At 68.3% G+C, this 17,108-nt stretch carries 13 protein-coding genes; 3 read left to right on the plus strand and 10 right to left on the minus strand.

The features are described from left to right. The first annotated feature begins 239 nt into the window (after positions 1-239). On the plus strand, positions 240-1,205 hold the full coding sequence (locus tag PIJ49_RS06320; RefSeq protein WP_271826105.1) for a hypothetical protein: 966 nt from the start codon (positions 240-242) through the stop codon (positions 1,203-1,205). 120 nt (positions 1,206-1,325) lie between these two features. On the opposite strand, the gene PIJ49_RS06325 is transcribed toward PIJ49_RS06320, so the two are convergent. From PIJ49_RS06325 to PIJ49_RS06370, 10 genes are all read right to left on the minus strand, one after another. Further along, positions 1,326-2,306: a DUF3592 domain-containing protein gene (locus PIJ49_RS06325; RefSeq protein WP_271826106.1), complete on the minus strand. Its 981-nt coding sequence runs from the start codon at positions 2,304-2,306 to the stop codon at positions 1,326-1,328. A 74-nt stretch (positions 2,307-2,380) separates the two neighbouring features. After that, the gene (locus PIJ49_RS06330) at positions 2,381-2,998 is read right to left on the minus strand and encodes a hypothetical protein (protein WP_271826107.1); all 618 of its coding nucleotides are present in this window, start codon (positions 2,996-2,998) and stop codon (positions 2,381-2,383) included. A gap of 273 nt (positions 2,999-3,271) precedes the next feature. After that, entirely contained in the window at positions 3,272-3,604 is a 333-nt protein-coding gene (locus PIJ49_RS06335) for a hypothetical protein (protein ID WP_271826108.1), read from the minus strand. Between the two features lie 125 nt (positions 3,605-3,729). After that, on the minus strand, positions 3,730-4,134 hold the full coding sequence (locus PIJ49_RS06340) for a hypothetical protein (protein WP_271826109.1): 405 nt from the start codon (positions 4,132-4,134) through the stop codon (positions 3,730-3,732). A 578-nt stretch (positions 4,135-4,712) separates the two neighbouring features. Continuing rightward, positions 4,713-5,141 (minus strand): hypothetical protein, encoded by a 429-nt coding sequence (locus tag PIJ49_RS06345; protein WP_271826110.1) that lies wholly within the window; start codon positions 5,139-5,141, stop codon positions 4,713-4,715. Positions 5,142-5,324: 183 nt separating this feature from the next. After that, the gene (locus tag PIJ49_RS06350) at positions 5,325-5,729 is read right to left on the minus strand and encodes a hypothetical protein (RefSeq protein WP_271826111.1); all 405 of its coding nucleotides are present in this window, start codon (positions 5,727-5,729) and stop codon (positions 5,325-5,327) included. Between the two features lie 1,018 nt (positions 5,730-6,747). Further along, positions 6,748-7,152, minus strand: coding sequence for a hypothetical protein (locus tag PIJ49_RS06355; RefSeq protein WP_271826112.1), 405 nt, complete (start codon positions 7,150-7,152; stop codon positions 6,748-6,750). Between the two features lie 12 nt (positions 7,153-7,164). Further along, a complete protein-coding gene (locus PIJ49_RS06360) occupies positions 7,165-7,422 on the minus strand; it encodes a hypothetical protein (protein WP_271826113.1) in 258 nt (85 codons plus the stop codon). A gap of 140 nt (positions 7,423-7,562) precedes the next feature. Next, the gene (locus tag PIJ49_RS06365) at positions 7,563-12,989 is read right to left on the minus strand and encodes a DUF6531 domain-containing protein (RefSeq protein WP_271826114.1); all 5,427 of its coding nucleotides are present in this window, start codon (positions 12,987-12,989) and stop codon (positions 7,563-7,565) included. 114 nt (positions 12,990-13,103) lie between these two features. Next, positions 13,104-13,385 carry a hypothetical protein gene (locus PIJ49_RS06370; protein ID WP_058740961.1) on the minus strand — a complete coding sequence of 94 codons (282 nt, stop codon included), beginning with the start codon at positions 13,383-13,385 and terminating at the stop codon, positions 13,104-13,106. 252 nt (positions 13,386-13,637) lie between these two features. On the opposite strand from PIJ49_RS06370, the gene PIJ49_RS06375 reads away from it, so the two are divergent. Continuing rightward, positions 13,638-15,803, plus strand: a complete 2,166-nt coding sequence (locus PIJ49_RS06375; protein WP_251155257.1) for an RNA degradosome polyphosphate kinase — start codon at positions 13,638-13,640, stop codon at positions 15,801-15,803. After that, positions 15,800-16,747 carry an NUDIX hydrolase gene (locus PIJ49_RS06380; protein WP_271826116.1) on the plus strand — a complete coding sequence of 316 codons (948 nt, stop codon included), beginning with the start codon at positions 15,800-15,802 and terminating at the stop codon, positions 16,745-16,747. Before PIJ49_RS06375 ends, PIJ49_RS06380 begins: the two co-directional genes overlap by 4 nt. Positions 16,748-17,108: the final 361 nt, after the last annotated feature.

The raw sequence follows: 17,108 nt of genomic DNA on the forward strand, positions 1-17,108 counted from the left end.
CCTAACCGCTGAAATACCGTGAGGTTCCGTCCTCCACAGGAGGAGACCACCCCCGTTCGAGCCACAGCACGGCGACATACGAACTTGCAGCTCCTCCTGGAATTGATACTCTGCACATTGCCCTGGGGGGATCGCCGAACGCCAAATGGTGGTCGGGGATGCATGATCGAGTGGTCGACCGTCGTGAACGTGGCGGTCGGCCACTCGGTCCAGGGGCCGCAGCACGAGGGGGACGGCACATGTGGATCACGATCACGTCCGTGGGCATCGCGATGGTCGCGGCGTTCGTCATCACGACATCCGTGACGGCGGCGACCAAGCGCAGCGATCGCCGCCGTCGGGAGCGGGGAGAGTCGCTGCCCAACGAGGAAGGCGCGATCGTCACCGTGCGCCTGCGGACCTTCCAGTGGGTCCTCATCCGGGTCGTCGGCATCGTCTTCCTCGTGGTCGGAGCCCTGCTGGCACTCGGCGCCGCGACGACGATCTCGACCGGTGTCGAACCCAGCCTCGTCGTCATTGCGATCGTCCTCCTGCTGGCCGGCATCGGAGGCATCGTGCTCTCCCGCTCGATGCGCCGGACCCGGGTGCTCGCAATGGAGGACCACCTGCTGGTCCGCCAGGGCCTCCACCAGGAGCGTCGGGTCGACCTCAGCGAGATCGCGGCGGTGCTGCCGATCGCCAACCAGTACGGCGGCCTGCAGGCACGTGACGCGACGGGGAAGCGACTCTTCCACGTGATGGGGCTGGCCCGCGGGTACGCGGAGCTCGAGGCGTACCTGCAGGAGCGCGTCGTCCGTCCCCGCGCGGCGGCCCCCGCAGCGCTCGGGTCGAACGGCGTCTCGATCCCACCCTGGCGCGGTGTCGCGTGCAGCGCCGACTGGACCACCGTCCCGCTCGGCTCCGGCGGTCGCGTGCGTCCGGTCATCCGCCTGTTCGTCGGCGGTGACGTCGTCGTGCTACAGCCCGCCGAGGTCCGGGCGCTCATCGACGGCCGGATGGCGGTCGCTGAGTCCGACTCGCAGCCCCTCGCGTTCCTCGCCAGCCCTGCGCTCGTCGCCCCGACGTCTCTCGGGAGTCGGCAGTTGGCCGGCCTGCCAGCGGAGAGCCTCGCGCTCCTGTACGACGCGCAGGAGGCACCAGCAGTCGTGCTCCGCGACAGCGACGCTGTCACGTTCCGCGCGTGGGTCAGCGGCCTGCCGCGCTGACCGTCGTCCGCTGATCTGCACGACCCGGACTGGAGGCGCGGTGCAGGTCCTCCGGACGGCCCGCTCTGTCAGGTCGGTCGCCTCGCCCCGTCGCTTGCTGCTCCGGTGACGGTCGCGTGATCACCGGGCCGGCGAGCGGGGCTCCCTAGGCGGCCGCGAGTCCCTCGGCGGGAAGGCACCGGCGCGGTGGGCTGACGCGACTCCGGCGGCCCGACGGCGCGCGCGCCGTCGGATGGCGAGTACCTGCTGCCGGGCCTTCGCCCACCGCCGGGTGTGCCTGGTGCGGATCCTCCGCGTGATGCCCTCGATGGTCTGCACCGCGAGGAGCGGCGCCCCCGCGGCCAGCAGCGGCAGGGCCGTGAACGCGAAGCCGCGGCCCCGGTCGACCCTGCCGACGAACATTTCGCGGAGTTCCGCGGATCGGATGCCTGCGGTCGTCGGGTCGTCCGGATCCACCATGATCCGCAGGCGCTGCCCGACGCGGTAGTAGTCCTGGTCGTTCGTCACCGTGTACTCGTCGAGCGCCGTCTCGTACTCGACACCCTCGAACGACTGCCGCGTGACCGGCGTGTACTCAGTCCGACCGCGTCCCTTGTAGCCCGTGAAGTGTGCACGCTCGACGTGGACGACCTCGCCGGTGACGACCACACCGGACCGCCGGAGTGCATCGTCGTAGCGCAGCGCTTCATCGCCCTCGCTGTGCAGGAGCGCCCCCATCGCGGCGACGCAGAACGCCCCCATGCACAGCATGATCGGGCCGAGCTCGCGCAGCCACTCCCCGCCGGCCGTGCGCAGCCCGCGGCCCGCCGTCTCCTTGCGCCGCCGCGCCCCGACGTTCGGGAACAGCACCCTGGCGAGGAACGCGCCGGCGAGCACCGCGGGCAGCCACCCGTACTGTAGCGGCCCCCAGTCCGACGCATGCTCGACGAGGACGCCGAGCACCACGAAGCTCCCGAGGAACAGCACCGTCGGCACGAGGCAGCCCGCCGCCCCGACGCGGACGAGCGCCGCGCCGTAGGCGAGCCCGAGGCCGGCGACGACGGCGAACGCCCCGCCCGTGACGTGGAAGTGCCCGACCTCGACGAACGCACTGCTGGTCAAGGCCACCGCTGCGAGGAGCACGTGGAAGACTCGCCGTGCTGGAGTCACCCCTCCTCAGTCCTCCCGCTCGGGTTTCAGCAGTCGGCGCTGGTGACCGAGAAGTCGATCGTGCGGTCGGTGCCCTCGAAGACGTACGAGTACCGCATCACGATCGCCTTCGACAGCAGGTCGCGCGACTCCTTCTTCTGGCAGACGTTCGACACGACCGACGACTTGAGGTCCGCCGCGGTCAGGCTCGCCGGATCGACCGAGGAGTCGATCGTGTAGGCGTAGTCGAGCTCCGCGCCGTCCGCCGTCACGCCGTCCCACCGCGTGACCTCGTCGAGTTCGAGCGGGAACGTGTAGTTCTCGTTGACCTGCTTCGCCGCTTCGGTCGCGAGAGCTGACGGCGACGGCTCGGCGTTGGCGTTGAAGAGCGCGCGGACGCCCACGGAGGCACCGACAGCGGCGAGGACGGACACGACCGGGATGAGGATGCGGAGCACGACGCTCTTCCCCTTCTTCTCCGGGGTCGGCGGCTGCCAGGCGGGGACACCCGCGCCGGTACCGGCGTAGGGCTGCTGCTGGTACCCGGGCGTCTGCTGGTCCGGCTGCCCGAAGCCGGGTGCCTGCTGGTTCGGCTGCTGGGAGCCGGGTGCCTGCTGCGCGTTCGGCTGCCAGTCGCCGGGCTGCCCGTTGTTCGGCGTCGTCATGATGGTCCTTCGCGGTCAGCACTCGCGCGCCGGACGTCCCCGAAGTTCCGTGCTCCTGCCGCCCCGCGGCCGGTCGTACACGCCCCCTCGAGCGCCGGCGCCCCCTGTGCGCGGTACTCGATGTGCAGGCGCCGGCAGGGCCGGCGCCTGCATCCAACGTATCAGGCTGGGTGGCTCCGACCCTGCTCCCGTTCCGGCACGGTCAACTACGTCAGCACCATGGCGATCCCCAGCGTCGAGGCTCCGACGCCTCGCGACGCACCTGTCTGTCTGTCAACCTCGACCCTCTTCGGGCAGTGGTGCCGAATCCGTCACGATCACCGGCGCCCGGAAGAAGTGCAGCACCGAACGCCACCGGTAGGAAGCAGCGCCCACCGCGAACCGGTGACCAGTGCCTCGCTTGAAGCTTGCAGCCAGACGCTCCTTGTTGGCCTCGTCGACGCCCCGGCGCAGCACGAGTGGTCCACAGCCATCCGTGGCGATCTCGACCTGATCGTACGTGGCCCCGATCCCGCGTCCTGACGTCGATCCACCCGTAGCGGGAGACGCCGATTCGACAACGCAGGTCACCCAGATGGGGTGCTCCCGGTCGTAGTGCCTGAACACTTCCCCTGCTACCAGGAGCCCAGCGACTCCGAGGACGATCACCCCGAGCATCCCGAAGACGAATCGGTTCCCTCGCTTCGCCCCCGACGCGCGCCTCACCTGCGCCTTCCTGACCCGTTCTCTTCTCATCCTCGTTCCCATCCCCGAACCTCTGGCACCGCCCCGAGCACGGACAACGGTGTACGCAGACTCAGCGAGGCCTCACCCAAGGTGATCCGGTACCTCTTGCCCCTCTCGAAGGTCGATGCGACAGCAGCACTGTTCTCACTCGTGATGCCGTCCCGGATCACGAGATGCCCACAGTTCGACGTGTGGAGGTCTACCTGCTCTGTGTACGAACCCACACCGCGGCCGGAGTGCGTAGAAACTGCGGAAGCTTTCGCGCTCGAGATCACGCAGTCAAAGGTGACCGGGTGATCCTCGTCGTATGCCGCGATCCATTGCCGCCCGAAAAAGAAGAAGGCCACCACCGCGAGTATGACCAGGACTGCCGCCGCGAAGACGAGTCGCCCCCTGACGACCGACAGCACGCTCGGTGAGGAGTGGCCACCATTCAGCCTGCTGTGCGACACGCACCCCTCGCTCTCAATTCGCCACTCCGGCTACCGGACCACCATCGGTCTCACGAATCGCATGTTCCGCACGACAGTCGCTCACGTCAGTTTCCCTCTTGAACCCGGGCGACGACGACCGCCTCAGCTGCTCATGACGGGAGCGTGCGCCGATTGCTGACCTCCGGACCGGTGACCCATTCGTACCAACTCCGTGCATCTTGTTGCAGGGCAAAGCGTCCGTCAATGCGCCCGCGCTCATACCGATGCCGCCCGATGTGAGTGCCCTACCAGCATCAACTCGTTCACCACCAACGAGGTTCTGCGTCACCGAGCCGAGCGCATGACCCCCTCCGGTGAGTGCCAGCCAAATCGTCTCCGCGACTGCCCCGTTACTGAGAAGGTCCTTAGTCAGGGCCACAGCCTCTGCCCGAGTGTTCACCTGCTGGACCGGCCAGACCGCCGACAACGCCGCTGGCGGTACCATCGGCGAGTAGAGCGCTGTGCCGGCCGAGCGATCTCAGCCAAGGAGTAGCCGACGCCTTGGTCAGGCGTGATCAATGGACTTGAACTGGTCGCTCCACTGTCACATCCCGTCCGATCAGTCGCAGCACGGAGCGGATAGCGTAGGACCCTTGCCCGGCCTCAAATCGGTAATTGCCTCCGCTCATCAACTGCCCAGCGAGTTCCGAAGCGTTTTCCGCTGTCACCCCCCGACGCAGCAAGAGTTTCCCACAGTCACTCGTTGTGATCTCGATCTCATTGAACGACGTGCCCGAACCCGCCCTCGTCACACTCCCTCCTTTCAGCGGTTCTGCCGCCTCTACGGAACAGATGATCTGCACACGAATGGCGGCGTCGATCCAACTCAGCGCGAACGGGCCGACCAGCGCAACCGAGGCGACGACGACGACGAGTCCGAGGGCACGGTAGAAGCGCCATCCCACCCGTCTTGCCGGTCCCGACTCAGCCTTCGGTTCTTCCATCAGTCCTCCACGGCCGCCCTCACCCCGCGATCCACAGCCTCTGCATCGCCGCTTCACCCAGTCTTCATTCCTTTGTCTCGGCATTTGATCCCGGTCCATGAATCTCACTCGAGACTGCCGATCGGCCCGCGAAGCACCCGAGGACCGCCGAAGATTCGGTCCAGAAACACCAGCTGAAGGCGCTCAGCTCCCCAAGACGGGCTCGTACCCGTACACCACGCGAGCGATGCCGACGGCTTCAAGGAAGCTCCGCAACCTCCAGGATTCTTCGCCGACATCGAATTCGTAACGGCCTCCGCGATCAAGCTCGTTTGCTATCTCAGCGCAGTTGGCAGTAGTCACGCCAGCCTCGAGAACGAACTCTCCGCAGTTCGTCTTGATGAAGACCTGGTTCGTGGAACTGCCGATCCCCTTCGACGAACGCGTAGAGCCGGCAGCTGACTCTGCACTCGTGACTGTGCAGTCAATCGAGATGAGGTGCGACTTGTCATGAGCAACAAGAGCCAACGACCCTCCGATCAGGAGGGCGAGAGGCCCCAGCACGATAAGGGCAAGCACGGCGAACACCTTGACCCGCTTCCCAACCACTGGCCGAGCATGGTTCATCCTTGCACCTCGAAACGCCCCAATCATAGCTCCACTGCCCCGGCTTCAACTGCGTGCCGATCCGCTGAGCGGCCGGAGAAGCCGGGGGAGATTACTCATCAGTCAACCGGCGAGAAACTGAACGCCGTCGGATCGCGATGGAGAGCGTCAAGCACGCCCCGTAACTTCCAGCTACCCTCTCCAACTTGGATATCGAAGACAGAGCTCCTTTTGAGTTGTTTGACAAGATCAGCCGAGTTTGCGCGCGTCACACCCTCGCGCAAGATCAGGTCGCCACAATCCGAGGTTCTGATCGTCACCTGCGGAATCGAGCCACCGACGCCGCGATTTGATGGCCTTGCTGCGCGCCCGTCAGCTCCGTCAACGTGGCAACGAATTTCCGTACGATGCGAGCGATCGAAGTTGGTCAACAACGCCGGACCAATGAAGAGCGAGAAGACTGCGCCTACGACGAATACTCCGAACAAGACCAGGCGAACGGCATTCCCGTTCGGCCTCGACCTCCAACCTCGCTCCTGCGATGAATCCCCGAGTGTCTCGTGCACTCCCACCTCTCAGTTGGCTCCTTGCCCTTGAAGCTGCACGAATCTTGGCCCTTGCGCATCCGACACGACTCCGTTGAGTGCGTCCGGAATCAAGGAAGTACCGCGATCCCCGTCGGGACGTTCAATCCGCCGACTGGGCCGCGCTTCTCACGTCCGGTCAGCCGACGCAGGCTCGGGTCGGCGCCGAAATAGGCCGAAGTTGCTGCTCCGTTCCCGGTCTCAGCGAGATATCCCCCTGCATCGCCGCTCCACCCAATCTTCACTCCTTCATCCGCGGCGCTTGATCCCACCAATGAGCCGCAGTCGATATTGTTGATCGGCCCGCCTTTCCGAGCAAGAAAGAAATGCCGCTTGTGCGAGAACACCAAGGACTGTGCCACTCTTGGCCGAGTCGCTCCGCCCTCCGACAACCGAAGGCCCCAAGAGGGATGGAGCGGTTCCCAGCGCGATCGCGGTCACACCGCTAGCCATCGGCGGGCCTTGTCGATTTCGGGTGCCGTTAATACCGCGAGCGGACGTGGGTCTTCGGACTCGACCAGAAGGGCGACCGAGTCTTGCGCCACGTCGGCCATCGACTCCATCGCGAAAGAAGTGGGAGCTAGATCAATTGGTGATGCAAAGTACAGGAGCGGCTGTTCCGTCAGCGACTCAATAACCCGCTTCTGCCCAGCGAGAAGCGCTTCGAGATCTGAACGGAGGAAACGCCCGAAAACACCGCCGCACTCGACCTGGACGAACCACTTCGGTCGCCCTCGTCTGGCACCCTCTCTGACGAGGTTCAGTCGCACCTCCGACGTCGACCAGGGGACAACCTCAGCCTCCGGAATGCCATCATCCCGCTTCGGTGTCTTCTTGAACATCCCGACTCCAAATCAAGTGCGATCAGTCAGTCGACGCTCCCGCGCCGTCCTGGCTTGGCTGCGCAGGTGCGAGCCCACGCTGGCGGCAGCGAAAGATCCGAACAAGTAGGGCGGTACTGAAAAGGCCCAAAGCCCGTCGAGACGCTCGAACACAAAGAGCGCCACGAAGATCAGTACCACGACTATCGGCATACCTATCGTGACGGGACGGAAGCGCAGGCTCAAACCGCCGACAAGGCATCCAAAGAAAGTACCGATCAGCACGTACACGAGCACCTGGGAAGCAGCCCTACCAGCGAAGAGGAGAGGGATCAGAGTGCCGACAACGACGAGCACTCCGCAAGTGACCAGCACTCCCCGTGGCTGTCGAACGCCACCACCGTCAGCTCTAGGACGGCTTCGCTTGTTCGTCACGGCCCGCCCACGCTCTTGAGAGCTTCCCGCATGCCGTCGCTTCCGACACCGAGGGTGGCCCCAACACCCGCTGAAGTCCAAGTTCTCACTGCATTGGCTCCATTACTGAACACGCCTTCCACGGTACTCGGCGCGAAGCGTCCGAACTGGTTCAGCGTCGATGATTGCGTGGGACCACCCGGCACGAATGTTCCCGCCACTCCCCACGAGCCGTCCCAGAGGAGATCGAAACCGGTTGTCTCTTCGCCCCCAACCTTGTCGCCAGCCCAGCCGCCGAGCATGCTGCCACCGCCACCAATGCCTGCGCTCCAGATGCGCGCTGCCGCCGCTGAAGCCGCGTCAGGCTGCCCGATCTTCGCCAAGGTTCCGCCCGTCGGCCCCGCAATGCCGCCAAGACTGCTCGAGATACCTCCGCCAACCATGCTCCCCGCCAGCCCGCGCCAGGAGAAGTTGTCCTGATTGTAGATCGAGTAAGACGCCCCAGATCCCACTGCTCCAACGCCGCCGTTCACTGACATGTTGGCGACGACCGCTCTCCCTACTCGGCCGGCGTTGGATGCGGTCTGTGCAACCCGAGCGCCGGCCGCGACACCAGCTCCACCGAAGGCACCCAGCAACCCGCCGATCGCTGTGTCCACTCCAACTTTCCCCCAATCGACCTTGCCGTCCTTGCCCTTGTTCGTCTGGATCGAGATTCCTCCAGCGAAGGCGGCGCCACCGGCAGCCGCGACCGCAATCGCGGCGAGAGGACCGACAGGGGTGCACATCAGCGCGATGGACGCACCGATACCGACTCCGATGGCGACGGCAGAGATGACATCCGAGTGCTCATCGGCCCAGTTTCGGACTGCGCCGATCACGCCCTGGTTCGCATCCCGGTACGCCGCCAGGTCCTTGTCCGTCGCCGGTCGGAGCCCCAGGGGGTCGATCGCGTGCATCGGGTCGTTCCCGGCGTACGAGTACCGGTTCGCCGACCACGCTCCACCGAGCACGGGCGCCATCGGGTCGGTCGACAGGAAGCCCCGCGCCGCCGGGTCGTACACGCGCGCCCCGAGCCACTCCAGCCCGGCGATCGACAGCCCTCCGTCCGCGGTGAGCGAGACGCCGGTGGGTAGCGCCGCTCCCTGAACCGAGGCGAGCACCGCCCACGGGTCCGAAGGGTCCGTGGAACGAGCGCTCCGCCAGCCTGCGATCGACCAGGCATCGCCCACGGCGACCGCGCCGCCCGGCAGGTCGAGCACGTTCTTCCCGCCGATCGACACCATCGCGGGCAGCGGCGCGGCGGAGTCCCACCACACCTCGGCGCCGCCGACCTCGGCGAGTTCCCCGAGCACGTCGGTCCACATCTCGACCCGACCGGTCTCACCGTACGAACGGTCCCGCGACACGACGGCGGTCAGGGACCCGAGGCCGGACCAGGCGTACTTCTCGGTCGACCCGTCCGGGCGGGTACGACGGATCCGTCGACCGAGCCCGTCGTACAGGTACTCCGTCCGCTCCTCGCCTCGGACGGAGGCCGTGAGCTGCCCGGCAGCGTCGTACTCGAACGTCGTCGCAGCACCGTCGACGACCTCGCGGAGCAGCCGCCCACCGTCGCCGTACTCCCACGCGGAGCTCCCGGCACGGACGAGCTGCCCGGCGTCGTCGTACGCGTACTCGACACGACCGCCCGGACCGTCGAGCGCGACGATCCGGCCCTGGTCGTTGCGTTCGATGCGCGTGACAAACGCGCCATCGGGCGTCGTCGTCGTGTGGGCGACCAGCGCACCCCGCTCGTACGACCACGACTGGACGACGTCGCCGGTCGACGCCTGGACGATCCGCCCGGCTGCGTCGTACGTGAACGCGGCGGTAGCGAGACCCTTCCGCTCGACCGCGACCGCACGTCCCGCTGCGTCACGGCGCCACTCTGTTCGCCTACCCGTCGGGTCGATCCGCGCAGTCCGGTTGCCATCGGCGTCGTACTCCCACCGCACGGAACGCCCACCCCGGCTCCGTCGAACGAGGAGCCCGCGGCGGTCGTACTCGAGCTCGTGGTCGACCGTCCGACCCGCTCCACGGGTGTGGTCGGTGACGACGACGGTGCGGTCGACGGCGTCGCGTCGGGTCTCGCTCACCAGCTGACCGTCGACCAGGACCTTCGTCGAGCGGCCGGCAGCGTCGAAGGTCCAGCTGGTGGTGCGCCCCTCAGGGTCGGTCTGCTCCACCTGGCGACCGGCCGCGTCGTACCGCGCCGTCGTCTCACGGCCGAGCGGGTCGACGACCGCGACCACGCGGTCTGCTCCGTCGTACCGGCGCCGCGTGACACCGCCGGCGGGGTCCGTGACCTCGGTGAGCCGGCCCCGCCCGTCGTAGGCGAAGCGGGTGGCGCCCCCGAGCCCGTCGACGGCCTCGACGAGCTGCCCTGCAGCGTCGTAGCGGAACCGTCGGTGACCGAAGCGTGCGTCGTGGCTGGAGACGAGCCTCCCGGCCCGGTCGTAGCGGTACCGGCTCGTGCCGGATCCCGCCGTCGTCTGCGCGACCACGCGGCCGACGGCGTCGTAGGTGGTCTCCTCGACCTCGCCGGTGGGCAGTGTCCGGGCGACGACGCGGGAGTCCGCGTCGTACGTGAGCGTCGTCCGCGCTCCTGTGGCGTCGGCGGCCGCGGACGGACGCCCGCACGCGTCGTACTCGTAGGTCGAGCGGGCGCCGGACGGGCTGACGATCGCGGTCACCCGCCCACCCAGGTCGCGCTCGATGCGCGTCAGGCCGCCTTCGCCGTCGACGAGCTCGACGGGCCGTCCGGCTGCGTCGTACGTCGCCAGCTCGGAACCGGTCTCGTCACTCGTCTGCTCGACGGGTCGCCCGAACTCGTCGAAACGGAACGTGGTCGCGGAGAACGCATCACGCAGGGTCGCGACGCCGGTCGCGACGTCCCGTGCGATCTCCTGCCGGACGCCGGTCGGGTCGACGGTGGCGGCGAGGCCGCCGTTGGCGTCGTACTCGTGCCGCCACGTCGCGCCCGTCGGGTCGGTGACGGCCTGGAGGCGCGACAACCCGTCGTGCGCGAACGTCCAGACCGCGTCACCCGGCAGGGCGAAGGCGGCGACGTTCCCCTGGTCGTCGAACGTCCGCGTGACCCGCCGACCCAGGGGGTCGACGGTCGTCGCCAGCTCGCCGTTCGCCGCGTACTCGAAGCTGGTGCGAGCTCCGAGCGGATCGATGACCGCCGCGACGCGCCCACCGGCCGTGTGCTCGTACCGCCAGACGGCACCGTCAGGGTCGCGGCGCTCGACGAGGAGCCCCGCCGCGTCCCTGCGGTACTCGGTCCGGGCACCGGACGGGCTGACCGCGGCGACGGGACGACCAGCGGCGTCGCGCTCGATCCGGGCGGTGTCCCCGACCGCGTTCGTGGTCGCGACCAGCTCGCCGAAGTCGTCGTGCTCGAGGTCGAGGACGACCCCGGTCGGGTCGACCACGTGGGTGAGGACCCCGTCCGTCCACGTGAGCTCGGTGCGGCCGCCGACCGGATCGACGATGACGGACGGGTCGCGGTCGTCGCCGTGGTACTGGTAGGACACGACCGCCCCGGCCTCGGTGACGACGGTGGTCACCCGGTCCTGGTCGTCGTAGCCGTAGGTGATGTCACCGCCGGAGGGGGTCACCGTCCGGGTCTTCCGACCGCGGTCGTCGTAGGCGTGAACCGTGACGGAGCCGTCTCGCTCAGTGGCCGACACGAGGTTGCCGTGCCGGTCGTAGCTCATCGACTGCCGTCGGTCGTCGGAGTCGATGACCCCGACGAGCCGACCCTTGGCGTCGGCGATGTAGGAGTTCGCGCGCGAACCGTCGTGGTCGGACACGACCGTGACGCGACCGGGCAGGTAGGCGAAGCGCACCGCTCGGCCGTGCGGGCTGACCTGTTCGACCACGCGGCGCTGGTCGTCGTAGGTGTTGTCGACCTCGACGACCCCGGCAGCCGATGTCACGGTGACGATGAGGTCGTCGTCGTTCCACACGTAGCGGCGGGTCCCGACGGGTTCGGTCACGCTGACGAGCCGCCCGTGGTCGTCGTAGCCGTACTCGACCCGTCGGCCGTCGGACGCCCGGAGGACCGCGACGCGTCCGTCGACGTGCTCGATCTCGACCCAGCGGCCGCGTTCGTGCTCGAGGCGGACGACGAGGTCGTCGGCGTCGCGGACGACCCGGACCGCCGTCCCGACTCCGCCGCGCTGCCCGGTCCAGAGACCGGACGGGGTGAAGTCGATCCGGACCCCGGCGTTGTCGCGCACGACGAGGAGGTCGCGCTCGGCGGCGAGCCAGCGGTTCTCGCCGACACCGCGGTCCCAGCCCTCGCCGGAACGCGGGAAGCGGATCTGACGGCCGTCGGCGCCGACGAATGTCGCCCCCTCGTCGTCGAGGAGCAGGCGCGTCTCGAGGATCGAGGACCAGCCGGGGCCGAAGACCCCGACGTGCTCGTCGAGGGAGTTGTACATGCGGGTGACCTCGAGCGAGGCCGAGGCACCGGTGAACCCGAGGTCGAGCTCCGGTTCGAGGAAGTTGCCGGTCGTGGTGTTGACCGGGTCCATCGAGAAGCCCGTCGTGGGCTGGGCGCCGTACGCCGACGGCGGCTCGAACTGCAGGTCCTGGCGGGTCTCGGAGACACCGGCGGCGGCGAGGGCCGCGGCGAGCGCGGAGTCCGCGACCGTCGAGACGTTGCCCTCGCCCCCGGCCGCGGTGAAGGCGTCCGCGACGGTGTCGGCCCAGGTGGCGTCCTGGCCGTTCGCCTGCAGCCACTTGTCGAACGCGTTCACCAGTCCGCCCGCGTCGATGTGACCCCACGAGCAACGCGCGGCGAACTCGGCGAGCTTGCCCCGCAGCTGCGCCGGCTTCCCTTCGAGCGCCTGGTCGAGGGAACGCGTGCCGGTTGCGAACGCACGGAGATCAGCCGGGCGCGCTGACGAGGTACCACCGCCGCCACCACCACCCGAGCCGGGGGCCGGTGTGTCGCGCGCGGTGCTCGGGCCGTCAGCGGGACGGAACGTCGGAGCTGCCTCGTGGTGGACCTCCGGCGGCTGGGGCGCACCGTGCAACCTGTCGCCGAGCCACTCGATGAAGTTCCGGTCCTCGTGCTCCTCGTACCAGTCGCGGGCCTTCTTGCGGCGTGCGTTCTCGCGCTCGGCCGCCTCCTTCATCTGCTGCACCCATGTCGCGACGGTCCGCAGGTTGTCGGCGATGGTCCTGCCGTCGTTGTGCGCCTTGTCCGAGTTGCTCGCGAACAGGTCGGAGAAGTGCCCGCGGAACTCCTGCGCCGCGGTGGTCACGTAGGACGTGCGGCTCCCGCTCTGTCCGTCGATGGACTCAGCAGAACCGTTCAGCGCGTGGATCAGCGCATCAGCCGTCGCGTTGTCGAACTCGACGGGCTCGTTGCCGTGCAGGTCGGCCATGGTGCATCCCCCGGATGTGTTGCAGCTCGTTCTGGTCGTTCTCGTGGTGCGGTCGGCCCCCCGACCGCGAACGCCCGGCCCACCGAGACGGCGGACCGGGCGTGGGGTGGGTGCTTACGCGCCGCCACCCGCGGTGAAGATGTCCTGCGAGATCTTGTCGAGCTGCGTGCGGAGCTGCTCGAGCTCGGTCTTCGCCTTGTCGAGGGCAGCCTTGGTCTCGGGCCAGGTCGACCCACGGAACGTCGAGGCGAGCGGGCCGTCCCACACGTTCGAGTCGGACAGGATGCGCCCCTGGGCGTCGAGCTGCGAGATCTGGTCCGTGAAGCCGCCGTTCACGATGGACTGGATCTGTCGGATGGCGGACTTCGCCTGCTCGGTGGAAAGGACACGCGACATGGTCAACCTCATTCTCTTCGTACCTGCACCCCCGCGCAGTGGAATCCCCCCGGAGGCCTGAACGCCGCCCACCATACCCGCGAAGCCCGGCAATGTCACCGTCCGTATATCGTGACGTTTCCTCCCCCACTTCGAGGGGTACGACCGGCGCGACAGGCAGACGCCCCTGCACAGGCGGGTCGTTCACGCTCGGTTTCCACAGCGGCCACCTGTGCTCCTCCGGGCAGCGGGGGCTGGTGGCAGGATGTCGGCATGGACACCGAACCGCAGCTCGACGGCGAATCCGTCGCTCCCGACCTCGACGACTTCGACGAGGTCGTCGAGATCGAGCACGAGTCGCTGCCCTCGGACCGCTACTTCGACCGCGAGCTGAGCTGGCTCCGCTTCAACCAGCGCGTGCTCGAGCTGGGTGAGGACCGCACGCAGCCACTCCTCGAGCGCGCCAACTTCCTGGCGATCTTCGCGTCCAATCTCGACGAGTTCTTCATGGTGCGCGTCGCGGGCCTCAAGCGTCGCATCGACACCGGGATCGCGGTCCCGACCAACGTCGGGCGAGCACCGAGCGACGTGCTGCGCGACATCGCGGCGAAGGCACACGAGCTGCAGGACCGGCACGCCGCCGCCTTCATCGAGTCGTTGAAGCCCGACCTCGACGCCGCGGGCATCCACGTCGAGCACTGGTCCGACCTCGACGAGGCCGACCGGCTGCGCATGCGTGAGTACTTCAACGAGCGGATCTTCCCGGTGCTCATGCCGCTCGCGGTCGACCCGGCACACCCCTTCCCCTACATCTCGGGGCTGTCGCTGAACCTCGCCGTCCGGGTCCGCAACCCCAAGTCCCAGCGGCAGGAGTTCGCGCGCCTCAAGGTGCCGCAGAACTTCTCCCGCTTCATCGCGCTGCCCGACGACGGATCCGGGCGCATGCGCTTCATCCCGCTCGAGGACCTCATCGCGAACCACCTCGACGACCTGTTCCCGGGGATGGAGGTCCTCGAGCACCACGTCTTCCGCGTCACCCGCAACGAGGACGTCGAGATCGAGGAGGACGAGGCCGAGAACCTCATCCAGGCGCTCGAGCGCGAGCTGCTCCGGCGGCGCTTCGGTCCGCCGATCCGCCTGGAGATCACCGAGGACATGGACCCGGTGACCCTCGACCTGCTGGTGCGTGAGCTCGACATCACCGAGCAGGAGGTCTACCGCCTGCCGTCGCCGCTCGACCTCGGCGGGCTGTTCGAGATCGCGAAGATCGCCCGCCCGGACCTCCACTACCCGCGCCACGTCCCGACGACGCCGGTCCAGTTCCAGCCGGGTGAGCCGAACACGAAGCCCGACCTGTTCCGCGCCATCGCCTCGCGCGACGTCCTCGTGCACCACCCGTACGAGTCCTTCGCGACGAGCGTGCAGGCGTTCCTCGAGCAGGCGGCCGCCGACCCGAACGTCCTGGCGATCAAGCAGACGCTGTACCGCACGTCCGGCGACAGCCCGATCGTCGAGGCCCTGATCGACGCCGCCGCCGCGGGCAAGCAGGTCCTGGCCCTGGTCGAGATCAAGGCGCGGTTCGACGAGCAGAACAACATCACCTGGGCGCGCAAGCTCGAGAAGGCCGGTGTGCACGTCGTCTACGGCCTGGTCGGACTGAAGACGCACTCGAAGCTCGTGCTCGTCATCCGGCAGGAGGGTGGCACGCTCAAGCACTACAGCCACATCGGTACCGGCAACTACAACCCGAAGACGTCCCGCATCTACGAGGACATGGGGCTGTTCACCGCGGACGACACGGTGGGCAAGGACCTCACCCGCTTGTTCAACGAGCTGTCGGGCTACGCGATCGAGAAGAAGTTCAAGCGCCTGCTCGTCGCGCCGCTGCACCTGCGCAAGGGGCTCGTGAAGCGGATCCAGACCGAAGCCGCGAACGCCCGCGCCGGCAAGCCGTCCGGCATCCGGATCAAGGTCAACTCGATGGTCGACGAGCAGATCATCGACGCCCTCTACCTGGCGAGCCAGGCCGGTGTGCCCGTCGACGTGTGGGTGCGCGGCATCTGCTCGCTCAAGCCGGGCATCGAAGGCGTCAGCGAGACGATCCGCGTCCGGAGCGTCGTCGGCCGCTACCTCGAGCACTCGCGTGCCTTCACGTTCCACAACGACGGCGACCCGCTGGTGTTCATCGGCTCGGCGGACATGATGCACCGCAACCTCGACCGTCGCGTCGAGGCTCTGGTCCGGCTCACCGACCCGGCACACGTGGCCGAAGTCGAGGAGATGTTCGACCTGGCGATGGCGGAGACGACGAGCTCGTGGCACCTCGAGTCCGACGGCGAGTGGACGCGCCGCTCCACCGACCCGGACGGCCGCCCGCTCGACGACGTGCAGAATGTGCTCATGCGGAAGATCTCGGCCCGGAAGCGTTCGGCTCGGTGAGCGGCGGCCCCACGGGGCCCGTCGTCGCGGCGGGCGCGGTCGTCTGGCGCGAACGGGACGGAGTACCGCTGGTGCTCCTCGTCCACCGGGACCACCATCAGGACGTCTCCCTGCCGAAGGGCAAGGTCGACCCCGGCGAGAGCACACCGACGACCGCCGTCCGGGAGATCGACGAGGAGACCGGGTACCGCGTGCACCTCGGGGCGCCGCTCGGCACGGCGGAGTACGTGCTCCCGAGCGGTCGCGAGAAGGTCGTGCACTACTGGGCCGCCCGCGTCGGATCGAAGGAGTACGACCGCGCGGGCAAGTTCCGTCCGAACGACGAGGTCGCCGCGATCGAGTGGGTGACCGTCGACCAGGCACGGGCACGGCTCACGTACGAGCGCGACGTGGCGATCCTCGACCGGTTCGCCGACCGCGTCGCGGCCGGTGAGCACCGGACCTTCGCGCTGATCGCCCTCCGGCACGCGAAGACCGTGCCCGGTTCGGACTGGGACGGCCCCGACGCCACCCGCCCGCTGCTGCCGGTCGGACGGTCCCAGGCCAAGGCCGTCGCAGCACCCGTCGCGGCGTTCGGTCCGAAGAAGATCGTCAGCAGCACGGCGGCGCGGTGCCTCGCGACCGTCGAGCCGCTCTCCGCGCGCACGAAGGTCGGTGTCTCCAGCACGACGGACATCAGCCAGGACGCCCACGACCGCGGCGCCGCCGACGTCAAGGGCGTCGTGCAGAAGCGGATCGCGAAGGCCAAGTCCGCGGTGCTCTGCTCCCACGGTCCGGTGCTGCCGGACATCATCGCCCGCATCGCCTCCGCGACCGCGGACGACCGTCGTCGCTTCGACCTGCGCCGCGCCGCGATGCTCTCGGTGGGGGACTTCGCCGTGCTCCACATCGCGGGCGAGAAGCTCGTCGCCGTCGAGACGCACCGCAACACCGTCCCGGCCTGAGTCGACCGGGGCGGAGACGACCGTCCGCTCGGTGAACACCAGGCCGAGAACCGAGGCGGTGGTGAGCCGCGCCTCCAGGCCGGGCTCCGCGACGGTCGTGAGCCGCGCCTCCGGACAGTCCACGACGAAGACCCTTCGGACCAGCGCTCGGCGCGGCGATCCGACCCGCGCCGCCGCCGCGTGAACCGATGCACCTGCATGGGTCTCACCCACGCACGGTGACCCGATCCTGCACCCACCACGGCTCGGTCGTCCGGCACCCGAGCCGGGACAACCCCTCGTTCACCTCCCGTTCACCGAGGAGCGTCATCCCCGTCACCTCGCGTCCCTACAGTCGCTCCCGGGTCAGCACCGGCCCGAG

Source organism: Curtobacterium uvaldense, assembly GCF_028307415.1.
Taxonomy (GTDB): domain Bacteria; phylum Actinomycetota; class Actinomycetes; order Actinomycetales; family Microbacteriaceae; genus Curtobacterium.

Excerpts from the sequence above, each read along its gene's own strand:
- PIJ49_RS06320 (WP_271826105.1), top strand. The coding sequence starts at position 240 with ATGTGGATCACGATCACGTCCGTGGGCATCGCGATGGTCGCGGCGTTC.
- PIJ49_RS06330 (WP_271826107.1), bottom strand. The coding sequence starts at position 2,998 with ATGACGACGCCGAACAACGGGCAGCCCGGCGACTGGCAGCCGAACGCG.
- PIJ49_RS06370 (WP_058740961.1), bottom strand. The coding sequence starts at position 13,385 with ATGTCGCGTGTCCTTTCCACCGAGCAGGCGAAGTCCGCCATCCGACAG.
- PIJ49_RS06355 (WP_271826112.1), bottom strand. The coding sequence starts at position 7,152 with ATGTTCAAGAAGACACCGAAGCGGGATGATGGCATTCCGGAGGCTGAG.
- PIJ49_RS06365 (WP_271826114.1), bottom strand. The coding sequence starts at position 12,989 with ATGGCCGACCTGCACGGCAACGAGCCCGTCGAGTTCGACAACGCGACG.
- PIJ49_RS06375 (WP_251155257.1), top strand. The coding sequence starts at position 13,638 with ATGGACACCGAACCGCAGCTCGACGGCGAATCCGTCGCTCCCGACCTC.
- PIJ49_RS06345 (WP_271826110.1), bottom strand. The coding sequence starts at position 5,141 with ATGGAAGAACCGAAGGCTGAGTCGGGACCGGCAAGACGGGTGGGATGG.